The organism is Agathobaculum desmolans ATCC 43058, assembly GCF_000701665.1.
GTDB classification, from domain to species: domain Bacteria; phylum Bacillota; class Clostridia; order Oscillospirales; family Butyricicoccaceae; genus Agathobaculum; species Agathobaculum desmolans.
Genome location: NZ_JNJN01000026.1, coordinates 1 through 17,332 on the forward strand (window position 1 = coordinate 1; position 17,332 = coordinate 17,332).

Consider the following 17,332-nt stretch of genomic DNA (forward strand, 5'->3'; position numbering starts at 1 on the left):
TCTACATCCTTGGAAATCTTATGAGGACGGCCTGTAGCTGCTCGACCACGCCGCTCAATATACAAGCCTTCTGGACCTTCGGTCAGATAGATTCGTTCCCAGTCCTGTACTCGCTTGTGGCGGATCCCGAATCTCTCAGCTGTTTCTGTGCAGCTGAGATTTTCTTTCCTCATAGTTTCCACTACCAGTTTCTTGAATTCTGGTGCATATCGTTTTTGTGAAACTCCCTTTGGCATAAAAAATCACCCCATCTGTTAGATAGTATATCATACTGTCTAACAAATGGGGTGCAGTTCATATCACTCGCTCGGTTCTTTTAGCTCGCAAGATAGCGTTGTTTTATTGCTCTGTTGCTGTTTTCGCTGATAGGAACATTCATATAACGGATTTCATCAGCAATAGGGACAGGAATATCGGAAAAAATCAAAACTTTTGCATTAGTTCGGGCTGTACGCGCTCTTCCTGCTGCTTGTACAATAGATGCTTGAGTTGTTCCCATCTGCACAGCAAGTAAATTCTCATCAGAAAAGGAGTAAAAGAAGGTAACGTAATCCCCTATTTGCTGATAATGTTTATGCTGCCTTCCGTCGGAGATATGCAGCCCTAATGCATTGGCTAGCAATTTGTAGATGGGTTCAGCAAGTGAAAGCTTTCCAATGATAAGCAAATTCTTACCGTTCAATTCATCTACGCCATCCAAATTGCCAAAGGCATAGTAGTTACCTTCGCTATTTCGCTCTGCATGAAATCCTGCTTCTACAAAACGTTCTACGCATTTCTTGAATGTAAGGACTGTATAATTTGTATAATCAGGAACAACGGATTTTATATAATCGACTACAGTATCAAAGCGATTACTTAGACAGGTTGAACTGCATGAATAAGTAATATCCTGAATAACGCGCTGTTGGTTACGAATTTCAGGAATGGAATACCAATGAAACATCCGAGGAGTAAACAACTTTTTTGTGATGAGTTTATTCATAGTAGCAGACAAGATAATTGTTTTGCAAAGCGGCTTATACGGCAGTTTGTTCACAAAAGAAACTGTTTTGTCTTCGCTGATGGTAAACGAATTACTCTGCGCAAAATAAGCAGCATTCTCATAGCTGAGTTCGCTGTTGGGAGAATTATCAAGTGACGCTATATCAAAATCATCTTCGGAAAACCCAGAATCTATTGCTACAGTAGAAATAGGTTCTGAATAAACATAAGAATAAGTTGTATCGCTTGCAATCGTTTCATATTCCCTGTTAATCTGTTCAACAAGCGGCAGATATTTTTCTTTCTTTTCCGGAAAAACACGGCTGCTATAAAAATCCACCAGAGCATCATACGAGCATGTTTTTGTACTCAGAAAAGAGCTTTTAATATCCTCGTCAATGATAACCAAGCTATAATCATTTGGCTCTACTGCAAGCGAAAGATATGCATGGGTACAAATCACAATATGCGCATGAGAAGCATTTCGCAAGGAACGCTCATATTCCTCCAGCCCGCTTGGTGCATCCTGATATGGAGCACAGCATCGAGTGTAAAACTCATGCGCCTGTTTCGTCAATCCGGCTTTTAGATATTTTTGGTATTGTGCTTCATCTTCCGGATATGGTAGTGTCGGGCGTTTTCTGATACGCACAATATTTTGATGGCCTGCCTCAATTAAACGCTGTTCCACTTCACATGCTAAGTCGTGTGTAGGCACAGCGAAAAGTACTCTTTCGTATTTAGAGTAATCAGAATGAGTATATAACTCAGTTTTGCCAACACCTACACCGGCGCGAATTGCATGAATAGCATTGCCGGGACACAGTAGAGCTTTTTCAAAGCACTGACGCAACTTCCAGTTTGCCTTATCAACAGGGCTTTTGCGCGTTACAGCAACCCTTTTAGGAAGCAGTATTCTCTGCTTTAAAGCTTCAAAAATATTCGCACATCCACAACCAGTTAAATAATCGTCATAAGGATATAAGTTTTCTCCACTATTATTTTGTAGATATGCAAGAGAGCATTTATAGCGGGCAGAACGCATCATATCGCTGGCTTGTTTTTTGTAATAATCGTAGTCATGGTCTTCTTCATAAAGTGAAATATTTTCTTCTATGTGCTGAAGAAAATGTGTAATACCGCCCTCTATAAAGCGCAAATTTGAAACAAAGAAGAATCGCTGCTGATAATTCAACCTGCATTCTCCGTTTACAAACTTTCGGTAAAGCGTGGACATCCATATAAATTTGTTTTCCCAATTTCGAATACGGATTTGATGCGGAGCTTCTTCATTCGAGCGGGGTACATCATTGTTGCGTCTATGCTGAGAATTTGCCGTAGGGGTCTGGTTGTTTGTACTTGCGGCTATGTTTTGTTCATCTGAGCTATCATCATTCTCTGGCGGTTTATATGATTTAGCCATCTGAAACGATTGTTCAGCATAACCCTCAACAAACTCGAAATCAATAACAGGGTTGGACTCTTCGGTTCGTACATTTGGCATTTGAGGTGTCCCAATCAATTTTACAGCCCAATCTTTTGCATTTTTTCTCCATTTTTTTGCCATGTCAGATGAGGTTGAAATAGAACTATTTACAAAAGAAACATAGTGTTGCCATAATGCCTGTTCGTCCAGCCTTGCGTCTTCATCAATATAGAAAGTGTCAATAGGTTTATTAGTGCCAAAGAACATACGGGCAAAGTCTTTGCACTGTTTATCACATTTGGGAAATAAGGTCATCAACATTTCAATCAAAATACAAAGCTTGCGCTGATTTTCTTTAGGGATTACCTCATTCAGATGAAAAAGGACACGGAATTTGTGATGCTCTGGTGTAAACGAAAACGTAGGGTAAACAATAGCGGGATATAATCCCATGCTTTTCATTTTTTCGATACAGTCGCCCATAGTGAGATAATCTGGGTTTTGCAATCGTTCATGGCTATCCGAAGAATTATCAAAGTCAAGGCCAATCCATTCAGATGATAGAAATTTTTTGAAATTTACATTCACACCATGATTAGCACTTAAATCCAGAACATTGGTGTAAATAGTATGGCCATGACTGATTTTATCTGCAATTTGCTGGATATTCCCATCAAATTTGTAGAGATTCCTACATTGGCGAAGCCACCCAACTTTATTTCCATTAGGTTTCGCGGGGGAACCATTTCTTGATATTATTATACTCATAAAAAAACCTTCTTTCGAGATAATGTTATTTGTACCCCTTTTTACCTCACTCAACCCAAATATATATATTTGGGTGATGTGGGGTAAAAGGGGAGAAAAAAAGTAAAATATCTCTCAAGAAGAAGTCTGCGCGCCGGGCTTCTTTTTCTTTTTGTGCATATATAGTATAGCACAAAGCTCTCTACTTGTCAAGTCAAAAAAGTTTTAAAAATAGCCATAATTATTAAAATAATTGATTTTAAAAGCTAAAAAAGTTGCAAAAATGTCCAATAATCGAATTATTTAAATAATTGGAATTTGGAAAGAGTTTTTAAGCGCAAAAAGTTTTATAAATCAGAATAAATGCTTAATTTTATTGCTTTTAAAGCAAATAAAATTTAAATATATTATTTTTATAATATCGCATGATAAAAGATAAAAAATAAGAAATAAAAAACCGTTGGTTCTAAATCAATAGAGCCAACGGCATTTTTTTATATCAACATAAAAAGTAATAGGTTATCCTGCATCTACAACCCAAAAATATTCGTTATACCATAAAAACAAATCTAATTTTGTTGTTTTTTCTGATTTATCCATGCAAAATACGTTTAATACACGTTATATGTTTATTATTTCAATAATTTCATTTAGGATTTGCTGTATTTTTATTTCTTAAATGCAAAACAAGCTGGTAGATAACCGAAATATCATCTTCTGTCAGACCAGATAGGCCTACAGATTGAGTTTTCGGAATACACAACAAATAATCCGTAGATACCTTGAATATATCAGATAATTCAATGATATATTGTGTGCTTGGTACGTTTATACCTAATTCCCAAGCATTTACACTTGAGCGGGTTATCCCTAATCTTTTTGCTAAAGCAGCTTGAGATATATTATTACTTTCTCGGAGCATTTTGATTCGCTCCCCAATAATCAACATATAATCACCCTTTTTAGGGTATTGTAATCATAATGATATTGCGTTATCTAAATGATATTTAAAATTGACATATAAAATATAGGGATGTATACTTTGGAATATGGAAAGATATTTTAAATTGACAATGGGAGATGATTGCTATGCAAAATCAGAATATGGTAGCCAAAATATTAAAAATATACGCTATTGTAAATGCGGTAGCAGGGCTGTTGATATCTTTATCTATGCATGATTCTTATGTAGATTTGATAGAATCATTAAGTTTCGTCTTTTTCGGGCTGAGCATAGTTGTCAGTTTTGGTATTTATGCTTTTGGCGAAGTGATTCAGCTCCTGCAAGATATTAAAGACGGTACACAGGGGACAATGAATTCCATTTCAAGGAATATCAACAATAATAGTTCTGATGATTTACCGAACATTTGAGATTGGTATAAGGAGATAAAAAGAATGGCTGAAAGATATACCATTCTACAGCATAATACGAATACCTTTTATGTTGTAGATTGTCCTATTCTCTTGCTTTCTCATGCCTTAACAAAGGATAACCAGAATAATAATATATTTATTCAGTGTAAGTTTGAAAATACACTTTCAAAATCAATTAAGGCACTATATGTTCATATAAACTGCTTTGATGTAACGAATAATCCTTTACCTGATGTAGATAGCTTTTCTTATCTGGATATTGAAGTAAAGCAATATCAAACTTTCGGAGATAAAACACCTATTGTTTTACCTGACAAAGAAACAAGAAGTGTTTCTATCAATCCTACTAAAATTGTGTTTGTAGATGGCTCAACATGGAAAAATGATTGTAATAAACCCTTTGAATTGTTTCATATTGACAATACTCCTATTTCAGAATTAGGGGAATTAGCAGAAGAATATAAAAGAGAATTACATGGTATCTGTCTACAAAGTGACAAACATAAATATCTGCCAGCCAACAAAGATGGATATACCATATGTGGGTGCGGAAAGATTCTTGTAGATGCAGAAAAGACTTGTCCCGCTTGTGGTGTGAATTTGGAAAAGCTGTTTGCTCTTCATGATGTAGATAAACTGCAAGCGGGATTGGAACAGTATAAGAAAGAGCAGGCCGAGCGGGAGGAACAAGCGCGACAAGCTGAGGAAGAGAGACAGAAGCAAGTAGAAGCACAGAAGCAGCAAGCGCTCAAGATAGGCAAGAAAGCTGGGATTATTGGCGGCAGCATCGTTGCGTTGATTGCCGTTTGTGCATTGGTCGTGCAAGTGATTATCCCTAATGTTCGTTATAGTATGGCAAATAATGCTGTTTCAGCAGGTAACTATGAAGAAGCAATTTCTACTTTTGAAGACTTGGCAGACTTTAAGGATTCTCAGGAGAAAATAAAAGAAACCCAATATGCTTGGGCTGAAAGCAAACTTGCAAGTGGTGATGCAAAGGGAGCAATAGAGCTGTTTGAGACATTAGGGGATTATGAAGATTCGGCTGACAGGATTCAAGAAATACAGGATAGTGCATCATATGAGCAGGCAGAAAAAGAATTTGAAAACGGAAACTATGAAGAAGCCAAAACGCTGTTTGAAAATCTGGGCAGCTATTCTGATGCTGCAAGCAGAGCGCAAGAATGTGCGAATATCATAGGTGAAGAGCATTATTCTAAGGCTATGGACGCACTCAATAAATCAGACAATGATACTGCATTGAAAGAGTTTTTGTTGGCTGTCCCATATAAGGATAGTATTGTACAAGCGCGAAAATTGCAGGACTTTGGTGAAAAAATGGATGTATCTGGTTTTACAGTAGCTGCAAAGTCAGATGGAACAGTTCTGGTCGCGGGATATAATTCTGCGGATAATAACGATAGTGAGACAAAAGTAGAAAATTGGTCAAATATTAAAGCGGTATATGTAGGCGGTAACCATACCATAGGATTAAAGTACGACGGTAGTGTTGTCGCCGCAGGAAGCGGCAACGAATGTAATGTAGATGATTGGTCAAATATAAATTCGATTGCAGCCAGTGGTGGTTGTACCATAGGCCTAATGAATAATGGAAGGGTGTTAGCGACAGGCAATAACGGGTCAGGTCAATGCAATGTAAACAATTGGATGAACATTGCGTCTATTTCTAATAATAGTAATTATACGGTCGGTTTGAAAACGGATGGAACCGTTGTAGCAACTGGAGAAAACATGAGCGGTCAATGCAATGTAAGTGATTGGGACGATATTATTGCTATCGAATTAGGGGCGGGACGCACTATTTATAGTGGTTTTACAGTAGGATTGAAATCGGATGGTACGGTGATGGCCACAGGAGATAACGATAATGGCCAATGCAATGTATCGAGTTGGAGAAATGTGGTAGATATATCAGCTTTATTTGATTTTACAGTAGGATTGAAATCGGATGGAACCGTAGTTGCTACAGGCAATAATTTTGATGGTCAATGTAATGTTAACGATTGGGGCGATATTATAGCAATTTCGGCAGGCCGAGACCATACTGTCGGTCTAAAGTCAGATGGTACTGTAGTTGCGACAGGGAATAATGATGATGGTCAGTGTAATGTAGATGGTTGGAAAAACATTATCGCAGTGTGGGCGGGTGTTAGATACACAGTAGGTTTAAAATCAGATGGAACGGTGGTTGCTACTGGAAGAAATGATGATGGCCAGTGCGCAGTCTATGACTGGGATTTATGGTGAAAGCTTCCAACTATCAAAAATCAAGTAAATCTTTTTTCTGATTTATTCAGCATTCATCAAGACAAGGGGGAAATGTTACCATGTTCAAAAAAATGACAATCATTGTTTTGTTATTACTATTGGCGGGTTGTACTCAGTCGAACACCGTTGCAGCTGATAATGACTTTTATTCGGATACTGGCACGAATGAAGCATCATCCTCTAATGAGATTAACGAAGAGGAAATAACTTCAAATGACAACATAATTGTTGTGGAGTCTATAGAACCACATCCTATGGATAGCTCCGGTTATGCATCATGTGACATATCTTTTAGAAATACCTCAGGGCAACGTATAAAAACAATAACTTTAAATGTTGCATATTTAAATGAAAAGGGAGATATCATCGAAAGTACATATCCGCAATATCCGAGTTCTGTTGAAGATGGGCAAGCATGTGTCCTAGATGTACTCTATAAAGAGATACCACACAGTTTACAAATTGCAAGTGTGTCCTATTACGATATGAGAGATAATTACACTCAACTCTTTTTTGAGTCTCCATATATTTTTGAAATTAAATGATTCTAAAAATTCAATTGACTGAGCATCTAACTAAAAAATTGGTTTGGTTGTTGAGAGGGTGATTTAAATGGAAAAGATAAAAAATAATATAGTTTTAATTAGTGTGGTTGGTTTGTTTTTACTGGTAGTAGTAATTTATAATCTACTATTACCGCATTTTGATACAGACGAAAGTTCGACAGACAATATTGATTATTCAGATAGCAACTCCAATGGTGATGTAGATGCAGAAGATGTATTTAACTTCATTGCTGACAACGATTATGCTTATTACGCAGATGATGAATACTTAACCAAGTCGCAAAGCGAATATCGGGATGAAGTATTTAAAGAAGCTGCACAAGAATTTGGTATTTCAGAAAGTGAAGCCTGTGATTTGTATGATGAATACGCAAAAGAATTGGGACTGGATGGAAGTGATTCGATAGATGAAAATTCCGGCAGTTCGAGCAACAGCTATTCAAGCTATACAAATCACTCTACTAAAGATGAACCAACATACAACTATTCAAAGGATGATACCTATTCGGCAAAATATGATGATGATAATGATGGAAAAGTATCAGAGGATGAGTATATGCAAGGTATGAGCGATTTAATTGACGATTTATATGAGAATTATGTAAACTAATAAAGAAAGGGTTTATAGAAATGAAAAAAGCGGCAATTTTAATATTAGCAATTATGACAATGCTTAGCCTCGCTGCCTGCGAAGAAAGTGAATATGAAAAAGCGCAAGATAGTTTTGGGAATAGATTAAAGACCGGGGATTTTAGCGGTATGAATGAATCTGAAAAAGATGTAGCAAATGATTTTTCTAATTGGTTGGCTAAACAGTAACAACTGATTTAATCAAAAAGAGGAATGGGTACACCACCCATTCCTTTTTCTTATGCAGATGTTCGTCAAAAACGATAACTTATAGATACAATGCCAAGCGGTTATTATCTGTGAGTAAATAATCTACTAACATACAAAAACATATCCAGAAATAAAAAAGGAATAGGAACTTATCCTACTCCTTTGTAGATTGTTCATATTGCTTCTTATAGCGATAGAAAGTCGGTTTCGTCATGCCAAGCTGACGCATACATTCGAACGGACGAAGTTCACCAGAAAGTACACGCTGATATTGAGTGCGGAATATGTCAAAATCTACAGCACGAGGACGGCCATATTTATCCCATTCCCCACGTTCTTTCATAGCTTGGATACCTTCACGTTGCCGCTTTTCGCGTTTCTGCATCTCGGCCTGAGCAAAGACAGCATACATTTCAATCAGCATATTGTTGATGGTTTGCATTATCATGCTTGCCATATCATCTTGTAGATTGGAATAATCAGTAAGGGTTGTAGGGATTTCAAGAATCCTAACAATAACGCCCTTGTCCTTGTAGAAGCGAAGCTCTTTTAATGTATCTTCTTTGTTGCGGCCTAAACGGTCAAGCTCTGAGAGAATAAGCGTATCGCCTTTAAGCAGCCTGTTCCTCATAAATTTATATTCTGGCCTGTCAAAGTTCTTACCCGTCTGTTGGTCTGTATAGAGGTCGGCTAATTCTAAATGGTTGGTTTCACAATAAGCGCGAATCGCGGCTACACCTCTATCTAAATGCTGCTCGGTTGTGCTTGTCCGATGATAGCCATAAACAGCCATTCTCAAAACCTCCTATCTTTTTGATACTTTTATTATAATTGAAAGGTATTAAAAAGTAAAGAAATAATTTGAGAATAATTAAAATATATTTTGTGTAGATTTTGATACCTATTTCGGCATGAATTTAGATAGTATCAAATTGTATACTTTTTAATTACTAATATACAAAATCTAGAATGCCTAAAACAATGTAACACCCCATAGTGCGTATTTATGTAAGTAATATAGATTATTTTTCGTATACATTGCTCTTTAAATGGGTTATAATAGTAACTATCATAGGATATAGGGAGGTCAAAAAGTGCATATTCCAACGGTTTTTATATCTTATGCGCAAGAAAATCCAGCGCACATTAAATGGGTTAGTGACTTAGCATCTCGATTAAGAAAAGATGGAATAGATGCGCGAATAGACCAATGGCAGCTGCAATTGGGTCAAGAATTGACACAGTTCATGGAAGAGTCAATACGTGAAAATGATTTTGTGCTTATTATTTGTACACCTAAATATAAAGAAAAATCAGATAATCGCCAAGGCGGTGTAGGTTATGAAGGAACAATTATTACAAGCGAGTTATTCCAGAATAAAAATAAGAATAAATTTATACCAATATTGAAAGATGGAACGTGGGAAAGTGCGGTTCCATCAGGGTTAGGTACGAGATTTGGTGTTGACCTAAGCCGAGAAGATACCTATGAAACGCAATATTGTAAGTTAAAGGCAAATATAAAAGGCGAACAATATGATTCCATACCACCCATAGAAAATAAGAAAGAGGTCAGTCAGAAAAGAATCTCCACTAATTCTAAAGCTATTAGACACGAGGATTATGTAGTAAAAAAATACGTAGATAGAGATACCATAGGCATAGAGAACTATGAAGACATCAAGATAAACGGTATTGTAAAAGGTGAAGTGACTTTACCCAAGATGGATGGCAGTGCGGGAAGCGCATTATATAAAATTCCTTTTCGTTTATCTAAAACACCCAGTGTCTTTTGGAGTCAAGCATTTGTCGCTTGTTGGGATAAACCAGCAAAATTTACAACAATGCATCGCCCACATATAGCTCGTGTTGTTGGCGATAAAATTATTTTAGATGGTACAACAATGGAAGAAGTAGTGCAATACCATCAAGATACATTGAAATGGGCAGTTCAACAAGCTAATGAGATTGAAAAAGGGTATATTCACCATCAAGCAGAAATGCAGAGACAGAAAAAAGAACAAGAACTCAATCATCGCCAAATTGTGGACAAGCTTGCTACTCAGGTCAATTTTGATGACTAAAAGATGTTATGTGTTCGACTTGACAGGCGTATCACTATAGAGTAGACTATAGATTATTCAAATAATCTTACTTCGTTCCTGCACTGGTAGCGAGTAAGCCAAACAACCCAGTTACGCCTTAAAAAGAGGCAAGCGGGTATTGTTTCTTTTATGGTAGCTATACATATTCAGAAACAGAATAGAAAACATATTTTTGAACTTTTTGTAGATGTAAAATGGATTTTTGAACAGAAATCTATTATATTTTCAACAGAAAAGTCTAAAATTGTTGAGTGGGGCTACTCCAACAAGCTGCTGATGCTCATCGAGCACATGGCTGAGGTTGACAACAAGTAAGTTTCCCTCTTTTGCACAAAAAACGCCCGTTCTTCGGAACGGGCGTTTTTCAGCTTGTCGAAAAAGTATTTTGTTGATGCGTTTCACCAATACGCGCGACAGCGCGCATCAAATAGAAAATTGCAGCTTGCTGCAATTTTCATAAAAATCGGGAGCGTGTATCTCGATTTTTATACAAGACGACGAAGAATTGTGACCAAAGGGCGCGATTCGCAGTCGCAAATTCGATCGAAAGCGTGGTTTCGATCGAGAGACTGCTCGAAAAACGAAGTTTATCGACAGTCTCACGCCCGTTCTGCGGAACGGGCGTTTTATATTGCCGGAAAATACAGCTCCCGGCAAGCTTTGCTCCCATTAGGGAGCTTTTTTCTGCGCGATAAAAAACGCACGCGGAAGCGGGAAAAATCACAGGATGGCGCCCGTGCCATCATCCTCTTCCTTGGTGATGGAATGGATGACAACCGTGTAGCTGCCGCCCTCATCGGTGGTAACCGTGACCCGATCCCCCTGTTTTTTGCCGAGTACGGCGCGGCCGAGCGGCGCTTCGCGGCTGATCCGTCCCTGCAGGGGGTCACAGCGGACGGTCGTTACGACTTGGATGGTTTCGGTGTCGCCGTCCTCCTCGAACAACAGCTCGACGCGGTCAAACAGGCCGACTTCATCCGCCGCGGCGCGGTCTTCGATCACATGGGCGGATTTGATCATCCGCTCCAGATACCGGATGCGGCTGCGGTTGCGGTTCTGCGCCTGTTTGGCGGCCTTGTATTCAAAATTCTCGCTCAAATCACCGAAGGCGCGCGTGCGCTTGACCTCCTCGATCAGCTCGGGCATCAGCTCAAGGCGGCGGTGATCCAGCTCTTTCTGCATCATGGCAATATCCTGTGCGGTCAGATCATTGTGCATATCCATTCCCTTTCCTTGTGACAGTGTATCCCTATTATATGCCTTTTTGCGGTGCGGAGCAAGGGCTGGGTGCGGCGGGCAGCGCCCGGCGGCAGATCCACGCCGCCAGCGCAGCGGTCAGCAGTTCGGTGATCCAGAATGCGTGCCAGATGCCATCCGGGCCGAACCGGCGGCATAGGATCAGCGCAGCCGGACAAATCACGACCAGATAGCGCAGCAGGGAGATCACCAGCGACTGCGGGCCTTTTCCAAGCCCCTCGAGCGCACCGGAAGCGGTGACGGAAACCGTTGAGGCGAGGAATCCGGCGCTGATGATGCGCAGGGCGGTCTCACCGGCGGAAAGGGTGGCGGGGTGATCGGTAAACAGGCCGATCAGCGGGCGGGGGAACAGCAGGCAGATCAGCGTGCCTGCTGCCATGATCAGCCCGTTGATGCCAAGGGCATAGCGGTAAATGCGGTGGACGCGCGCGGCTTCTCCTGCGCCGTAGTTATAGCCGATGACCGGCCGCATCCCCTGCACCGTGCCGCTTGCAGGCAGATACAAAAAGGTTTGCAGCTTGTAGTAGCCGCCGAGGATGACGATATAGAGCGGGGAATACGGCGCGAGCAGTGCATTGAGGAAGGAAACCAGCAGCGAAGGCAGGGCAAGGCTGAGTGCGGCAGGCAGTCCGACCGTGTACAGCCGCAGATCGCGCTGCGGGTCGGGCCGCAGCCGTGTGCGCCCGATGCGGATGGGAAGCGGGCGGCAGCGCGTCAGCAGCAGGTAAACTGCCAGCGTGATACACTGCCCCAGTCCGGTGGCGATTGCCGCGCCTGCAATGCCGAGCGCGGGAAAGGGGCCGAGGCCGAAAATCAGCAGCGGGTCGAGCAGGATGTTGGCAATACAGCCGCACAGCAGGCTGAGCATGGCGCCCTTCATCCAGCCAACCGACTGGAAGATCTTTTCAAAGGTCATGCCGAGCATGATGATGACCGAAAAGGAAAAGGCGATGGCGGCGTACTGCGTGCCATAAGAAATCACCTCCCGATCCTGCGTGAACATACGCAGGAAGGCGGGCATCAGGGCGATGCTGCAAACGGTGGCGGTCACGCCGTGTACGGTAGACAGCAGCAGCCCTTTGCCGGCGGCGTTTTCCGCAGCGGCGCGGTCACCGGCACCCAGTGAAAGTGAGATCAGCGCCCCAACGCCCACACCGAAGCCGATTGCTATGGCGTTGATCAGGTTTTGCACCGGGTATACGAGTGACAGCGCTGTCATGGCCTGTTCGCTGATACGGGCAACAAAAAAACTGTCCACAATGTTATACAGGGCGCTGACCAGCATGGACACCATATTGGGAATGGCCATGGACAGCAGCAGGGGCAGGATGGGGCGTTCTCTCATAAAGCGGTCGTTCATTGGTTCCTCCGTTCGCGCACAAAAAAACGCCGCATGAGCACCCCCGTTTGGGGTGGTCATGTGGCGAAAAGAAGCAAATACTTGAAAAATCCACACAGTGTTTTAGCAGCTATCAGTATGCCACAGGCGGCGGGGTTTGTCAAGTGCTGTCCGTTACCGCTGTCAGACGGCTGCCGGCATATTCCGCCAGCAGGCGGTTGCAGTCATTAAGCGGGCCGAAAGCGGGCACGCAGCAGAGCACCTGTGCGCAATGGTCGATCACAGCTTTGGCCTGCGCAATGGTTTGCGGGCGGACCGGCTGCCATGCCTGCTCGGTGATGACCTGTGCGGCAAGCGCCCGGGCAGCGGGGCAGTCCAGATCGTTTTCGTGCAGGATGCCGGCGGCAAAAGGGATGCCCTGCCGCTGCAGACGGCGGTAGACCGGGATGCCGCTGCCGCCGCCGCCGATGACAAACACACGGGGCGGGCCGGGAACAGCCGCAAGCTCAATGCCGCCGTAGTGCTCGTCAAAGCTGCCCGCAGTCATGCCGTACAGGCGTTCCAGATACCCGCCGGAGAAGATCTCCTCCGGCGTGCCGCAGCGGTCGACCGCATGGGAACGGATGCACACGATGCGGTCGGAGATTTTTTGTGCCAGATCGATCTCGTGCAGGGAAAGGATGAGTGCAATCTGTTTTTCGCGCACCAGACGCTTGAGAATGGTGAGCAGCTCGGCTTTGTAGCGGATATCCAGAAAGGAGGTCGGCTCGTCCAGCACGATCACCTCAGGTTCCTGACAGATCGCGCGTGCGAGCAGCACCCGCTGGCGCTGGCCGTCGCTGATTTCGTCAAAGCTGCGGTCATACAGCGCTTCTGCATGGACGAGCGCCATCGCTTCATGCACTTTAGCGCGGTCGGCAGCCGACAGGATGCCCAGACGGCCGGTGTAGGGATAGCGGCCTGCGGCGGCAACTTCACCGCAGGTCATCAGCTCGGGGCGGCTGCGGTCGGTCATCAGAACCGACAGGCGCTGTGCAATGGCGCGTTCGTGCATACCGGACATATCGCGTCCGTCCAGATAGACCGTGCCGCCGAGCGGCATCAGCTGACGGATGATGCTTTTGAGAATGGTGGATTTGCCCGCACCGTTGGGGCCGATCAGCGTAAGGATTTCGCCGCGGCGCACCTGAAGAGTGATATCCCGGATCAGGGGAACGCCGCGGTAGCCGACGGTCAGCCCGTCGGTATGCACCAGAAACTCATGCAAGGCTCAGCTCCCCCTTTCATCCGTGCGCAGACGGCGGCGCACCATGATCCAGATGACGACCGGTGCGCCGAGCACCGCCGTAACCGAGCTGATGCCCAGCTCGGTCGGTGCAAACAGCGTGCGTGCAAGCAGGTCGCACAGCAGGCAGAACGCGCCACCGCCCAGAAAACAGCCCGGAATGATCACAAGCGGCTTGGCGGTGCCGAACAGCCCTTTGACCAGATGCGGCACTGCGATGCCGACAAAAGAAACCGGACCGGCAAAGGCTGCCACGCAGGCGGACAGCAGTCCGGACAGCAGGATGAGCGCAAGACGGAACCGGCGGATCGGCACGCCGACGCTCTGCGCGTAGCCTTCGCCCAGTTGATAGGCGCCGATCGGCTTGGACAGCAGGAATGCCAACGCGAGTGCAGTCAGTACAACCGGAGCCAGCACGCGCACATTGTCCCACGAGATGCCGGAAAAGCTGCCGCGCGACCAGTTGTGCAGGTTGACGATGTTGGCATCATCCGCAAAGGTCACCACAAAGTCGGTGATGGCAGAACAGATATCGCCGATCATCACGCCGCAGACGATCAGCAGCCCCATCTGCCGCACTTTTTGCGACAGCAGCAGTACGATCCCCATTGCCGCCATGGCTCCGGCAAAGGCCGCGGCAATCATACCCGCAGAGCCGATGAGGAAGCCACGGCACAGCAGGCCGACCATGAGCAGCGAAACCGCCAGCCGCGCCCCGGAAGAGATGCCGAGGATGAATGGGCTGGCGATCGGGTTGTTAAAAAAGGTTTGCAGCAGGAAACCCGCGACCGACAACGCGCCGCCCAGCAGAATACCGGCCAGACTGCGCGGCAGGCGAAGCTCCCACAGGATGGCGGCGTGCTCACCGCTGCGGTGCAGCAGACCGCGCAGCACCTCGCCTGCGGAAAGGGAGATGCTGCCGACGTTCAGGCTGCAGATCAGCAGAAGCATGAGCACCAGCGCCAGCGCGGCAAAGGCCGCAGCAGTGCGGCGGCGGGACGGTTGCTCCATCAGGGGGGATTCCTCCTTTGCGTCAGGTCAGGCGGTGCAGATAGGTAAGCGCCGCAGGGTCAGGGGCGGGGTCGGTCAGTACAGTGTGGATATCCAGAATCATCCCGCCCAGCCCCATGGAGGACTGGAACAGGTTCTGCCCGGTGCACCATACGCTGCCCTCGCGCACAGCTTTGCAGTCTGCAAGCAGGGGGCTTTTGGCGAGCAGCTCTTCCATGGTGTGCAGCTCGCCGCCGATCGTGCTGTTGTAGATCAGGCAGTCCGCGTCCTTTGCACCGGCGTAAAAAGCTTCCATTTGCAGGTTGGTGGTGGAAAGGGCATTGTCCTCCTGCGCGGAAAGCTCGGAAAACACATAATCTCCGCCCGCCATGTCGATCATTTTGGCGACATAGTCCCCGGATTTACGCACCGTAACCGAACCGTTGGTATTGATATGGAAAAACGCAACGGTTTTGCCTGTGTCCGGCTGATCGGCAATAGCGGAAAGTCGGTCAAGCTCGGCTTGATACACGGCTTCGGCCTGCGTCTCACAGCCCAGCAGTACACCGTACAGCTTGACCCATTCCATGCGGCCGAGGGGGTCGCTTTCGTAGCTGGAACGCTCGACCAGCACGGGCACGCCGAGCCGTTCGAGTTGCTCCTTGACCTCAGGCGTGTGGTAGATCATGGTGGATTCGACCGCAAGGTCGCATTGCTCCGCATAGATACGTTCATAGTCCGGGGCGCTGTATTTGCCGGCGTACAGAATATCGCCGCGCTCCATGGCCTGCCGTGCCTCGGGGATATACCAGCCATCCGCATCCGTGCCGGACAGGCGGATGCTGTCCAGACCGCCTACCGCACGGAACAGATCCATAGCGGAGGTGGCAACCAGATAGATGCGGTCGAGCGGCTGCTGCAAGATGACCGTGCCGTTATCCAACCCGTCCGGGACATCCTGCCCGGCGGGGACGACCAGATACCGGCTGCCATCCGCAATGTCGATACGGGCGTACCCGTTTTTGTAATAGCTGACGGTAAACTGATCCGCATGGGTGAGCGGTAAGCTGTATTCATAAGTCAGGCCGCACCAGTCCGCTGCTGCGGGAGCAGATGGATCCGAAGCCGGGGCTGTACAGCCGGGCAGCAGCAGGATACCGGCGCAAAGCAGCGCCGCAAATATCTTTCTCATGTGTCCGCGGGGGTGATCGAGGCGGAATCGAACCGCAGGGTATAGTCGATCTCATGCGGTTCGCTCATCGCCGTGGTGTTGGCCTTGACCGGCATCGCCCGGTCGAATACGGTGACCGGGATCGAGCAGACCGCGTGGCCGTCGGTCACGGCGGCAGGATACTGCATGGTGCCGATCTTCATATAATCGTAATTCGGGCTGCTCCAAACGATCTCCGCCGTGATCTCGCCGTTCTGCACGGTGAGCTTGGCGGGGGAGGAGACGCTGGCTCTGCCCGAGCCGCCGGTCAGGGTGACATCGGCCAGATAGCTGCCGTCCGGCAGCGACAGGCTCTCTGCCGTGACGAGTACGCCGGGGGCAAAGGCATCCGCCGGCAGGGAATCTGCGCGGAACAGCAGCGTGCGGTCGTACCATTTCTCCTTCTTTTTGCTGAACGCCGCGCAGCCGATACCCTGATCGAGCGCTTCGACCGGAACGGTAAAGGTGTGGGCGCCGGTTTCGGTTTCTGCAAACGGGATGTATGCGCTTTCAGCAGCGGCAGCGGCCTGTTCTCCCGTGCCCATATAGATATACCGGTATCCGGTGCCGCCCATAGTCATTTTGGCGGTCATGCTGCCGTTTTGTACGGTCAGCTCGCAGGCTTCTACCTGAAACATGGCGGAGCTGGAGTCCACCGTGACCGGATAGACGCCATCCCGGAGCTGGTCGCCGGTGAGCGGCGTCATGCCCTCCTCAACGACCTCGTGTACCTCGGTCATTTCGCCTGGTGCGGCAACGGCATTGTTTGGCGCGGGAATATCCTGCGCTGCGGGTTTTGCGCTGCATCCGGCGGTCAGCAGCAGTGCAGCCAGCGACAGCGCGCCCCAAAATCGGGTTGTTTTCATCCTATCGTATAGTGCTCCGCCGGTTGACCGGAGCACGGCTCCTTTCTTGCA

Annotated in this window: 16 protein-coding genes; 6 read left to right on the plus strand and 10 right to left on the minus strand. The window is 46.0% G+C overall.

Annotated features, from left to right (window positions below; translation table 11 throughout):
- From T363_RS15560 to T363_RS15565, 3 genes are all read right to left on the minus strand, one after another.
- Positions 1-236: helix-turn-helix domain-containing protein (locus tag T363_RS15560; RefSeq protein ID WP_031474878.1), on the minus strand; the 236-nt coding region annotated here is incomplete at its 3' end.
- An 80-nt stretch (positions 237-316) separates the two neighbouring features.
- Positions 317-3,178, minus strand: coding sequence for a hypothetical protein (locus tag T363_RS0107875; RefSeq protein ID WP_031474880.1), 2,862 nt, complete (start codon positions 3,176-3,178; stop codon positions 317-319).
- Positions 3,179-3,803: 625 nt separating this feature from the next.
- Positions 3,804-4,079 (minus strand): helix-turn-helix domain-containing protein, encoded by a 276-nt coding sequence (locus T363_RS15565; protein WP_242840250.1) that lies wholly within the window; start codon positions 4,077-4,079, stop codon positions 3,804-3,806.
- 167 nt (positions 4,080-4,246) lie between these two features.
- Here T363_RS15565 and T363_RS0107885 point away from each other — a divergent pair, with 167 nt between their 5' ends.
- The 5 genes from T363_RS0107885 to T363_RS0107905 all read left to right on the plus strand — a co-directional run bounded on the left by T363_RS0107885 (position 4,247) and on the right by T363_RS0107905 (position 8,208).
- A complete protein-coding gene (locus T363_RS0107885) occupies positions 4,247-4,531 on the plus strand; it encodes a hypothetical protein (RefSeq protein WP_031474884.1) in 285 nt (94 codons plus the stop codon).
- 24 nt (positions 4,532-4,555) lie between these two features.
- Positions 4,556-6,802: a hypothetical protein gene (locus T363_RS16575; protein ID WP_242840251.1), complete on the plus strand. Its 2,247-nt coding sequence runs from the start codon at positions 4,556-4,558 to the stop codon at positions 6,800-6,802.
- Between the two features lie 80 nt (positions 6,803-6,882).
- Positions 6,883-7,368: a cyclin family protein gene (locus T363_RS0107895; protein ID WP_031474888.1), complete on the plus strand. Its 486-nt coding sequence runs from the start codon at positions 6,883-6,885 to the stop codon at positions 7,366-7,368.
- A 67-nt stretch (positions 7,369-7,435) separates the two neighbouring features.
- The gene (locus T363_RS0107900; protein ID WP_031474890.1) at positions 7,436-7,999 is read left to right on the plus strand and encodes a hypothetical protein; all 564 of its coding nucleotides are present in this window, start codon (positions 7,436-7,438) and stop codon (positions 7,997-7,999) included.
- A gap of 20 nt (positions 8,000-8,019) precedes the next feature.
- Positions 8,020-8,208, plus strand: a complete 189-nt coding sequence (locus T363_RS0107905) for a hypothetical protein (protein WP_031474892.1) — start codon at positions 8,020-8,022, stop codon at positions 8,206-8,208.
- 175 nt (positions 8,209-8,383) lie between these two features.
- Here the strand turns inward: T363_RS0107905 and T363_RS0107910 are convergent, their stop codons facing one another.
- Positions 8,384-9,022 (minus strand): recombinase family protein, encoded by a 639-nt coding sequence (locus tag T363_RS0107910; protein ID WP_031474894.1) that lies wholly within the window; start codon positions 9,020-9,022, stop codon positions 8,384-8,386.
- Positions 9,023-9,323: 301 nt separating this feature from the next.
- Here T363_RS0107910 and T363_RS0107915 point away from each other — a divergent pair, with 301 nt between their 5' ends.
- Positions 9,324-10,313, plus strand: a complete 990-nt coding sequence (locus tag T363_RS0107915; protein ID WP_031474896.1) for a toll/interleukin-1 receptor domain-containing protein — start codon at positions 9,324-9,326, stop codon at positions 10,311-10,313.
- A gap of 741 nt (positions 10,314-11,054) precedes the next feature.
- Here T363_RS0107915 and T363_RS0107925 read toward each other — a convergent pair.
- The 6 genes from T363_RS0107925 to T363_RS0107950 form a co-directional block, all read right to left on the minus strand.
- Positions 11,055-11,558, minus strand: a complete 504-nt coding sequence (locus T363_RS0107925; protein ID WP_317393901.1) for a GreA/GreB family elongation factor — start codon at positions 11,556-11,558, stop codon at positions 11,055-11,057.
- 28 nt (positions 11,559-11,586) lie between these two features.
- Complete coding sequence (locus tag T363_RS0107930; protein WP_031474902.1) at positions 11,587-12,951, minus strand: MATE family efflux transporter; 1,365 nt, start codon at positions 12,949-12,951, stop codon at positions 11,587-11,589.
- Between the two features lie 139 nt (positions 12,952-13,090).
- Positions 13,091-14,197: an ABC transporter ATP-binding protein gene (locus T363_RS0107935; RefSeq protein WP_031474904.1), complete on the minus strand. Its 1,107-nt coding sequence runs from the start codon at positions 14,195-14,197 to the stop codon at positions 13,091-13,093.
- 3 nt (positions 14,198-14,200) lie between these two features.
- Entirely contained in the window at positions 14,201-15,226 is a 1,026-nt protein-coding gene (locus T363_RS0107940) for a FecCD family ABC transporter permease (protein WP_031474906.1), read from the minus strand.
- Positions 15,227-15,248: 22 nt separating this feature from the next.
- Positions 15,249-16,397 (minus strand): ABC transporter substrate-binding protein, encoded by a 1,149-nt coding sequence (locus tag T363_RS0107945; protein WP_031474908.1) that lies wholly within the window; start codon positions 16,395-16,397, stop codon positions 15,249-15,251.
- Positions 16,394-17,281: a hypothetical protein gene (locus T363_RS0107950; protein WP_051643172.1), complete on the minus strand. Its 888-nt coding sequence runs from the start codon at positions 17,279-17,281 to the stop codon at positions 16,394-16,396. The genes T363_RS0107945 and T363_RS0107950 overlap by 4 nt, the downstream gene beginning before the upstream one ends.
- Positions 17,282-17,332 lie beyond the last annotated feature (51 nt).

Excerpts from the sequence above, each read along its gene's own strand:
- T363_RS0107875 (WP_031474880.1), bottom strand. The coding sequence starts at position 3,178 with ATGAGTATAATAATATCAAGAAATGGTTCCCCCGCGAAACCTAATGGA.
- T363_RS15565 (WP_242840250.1), bottom strand. The coding sequence starts at position 4,079 with ATGCTCCGAGAAAGTAATAATATATCTCAAGCTGCTTTAGCAAAAAGA.
- T363_RS0107885 (WP_031474884.1), top strand. The coding sequence starts at position 4,247 with ATGCAAAATCAGAATATGGTAGCCAAAATATTAAAAATATACGCTATT.
- T363_RS16575 (WP_242840251.1), top strand. The coding sequence starts at position 4,556 with ATGGCTGAAAGATATACCATTCTACAGCATAATACGAATACCTTTTAT.
- T363_RS0107895 (WP_031474888.1), top strand. The coding sequence starts at position 6,883 with ATGTTCAAAAAAATGACAATCATTGTTTTGTTATTACTATTGGCGGGT.
- T363_RS0107900 (WP_031474890.1), top strand. The coding sequence starts at position 7,436 with ATGGAAAAGATAAAAAATAATATAGTTTTAATTAGTGTGGTTGGTTTG.
- T363_RS0107905 (WP_031474892.1), top strand. The coding sequence starts at position 8,020 with ATGAAAAAAGCGGCAATTTTAATATTAGCAATTATGACAATGCTTAGC.
- T363_RS0107910 (WP_031474894.1), bottom strand. The coding sequence starts at position 9,022 with ATGGCTGTTTATGGCTATCATCGGACAAGCACAACCGAGCAGCATTTA.
- T363_RS0107925 (WP_317393901.1), bottom strand. The coding sequence starts at position 11,558 with ATGGATATGCACAATGATCTGACCGCACAGGATATTGCCATGATGCAG.
- T363_RS0107930 (WP_031474902.1), bottom strand. The coding sequence starts at position 12,951 with ATGAACGACCGCTTTATGAGAGAACGCCCCATCCTGCCCCTGCTGCTG.
- T363_RS0107940 (WP_031474906.1), bottom strand. The coding sequence starts at position 15,226 with ATGGAGCAACCGTCCCGCCGCCGCACTGCTGCGGCCTTTGCCGCGCTG.
- T363_RS0107945 (WP_031474908.1), bottom strand. The coding sequence starts at position 16,397 with ATGAGAAAGATATTTGCGGCGCTGCTTTGCGCCGGTATCCTGCTGCTG.
- T363_RS0107950 (WP_051643172.1), bottom strand. The coding sequence starts at position 17,281 with ATGAAAACAACCCGATTTTGGGGCGCGCTGTCGCTGGCTGCACTGCTG.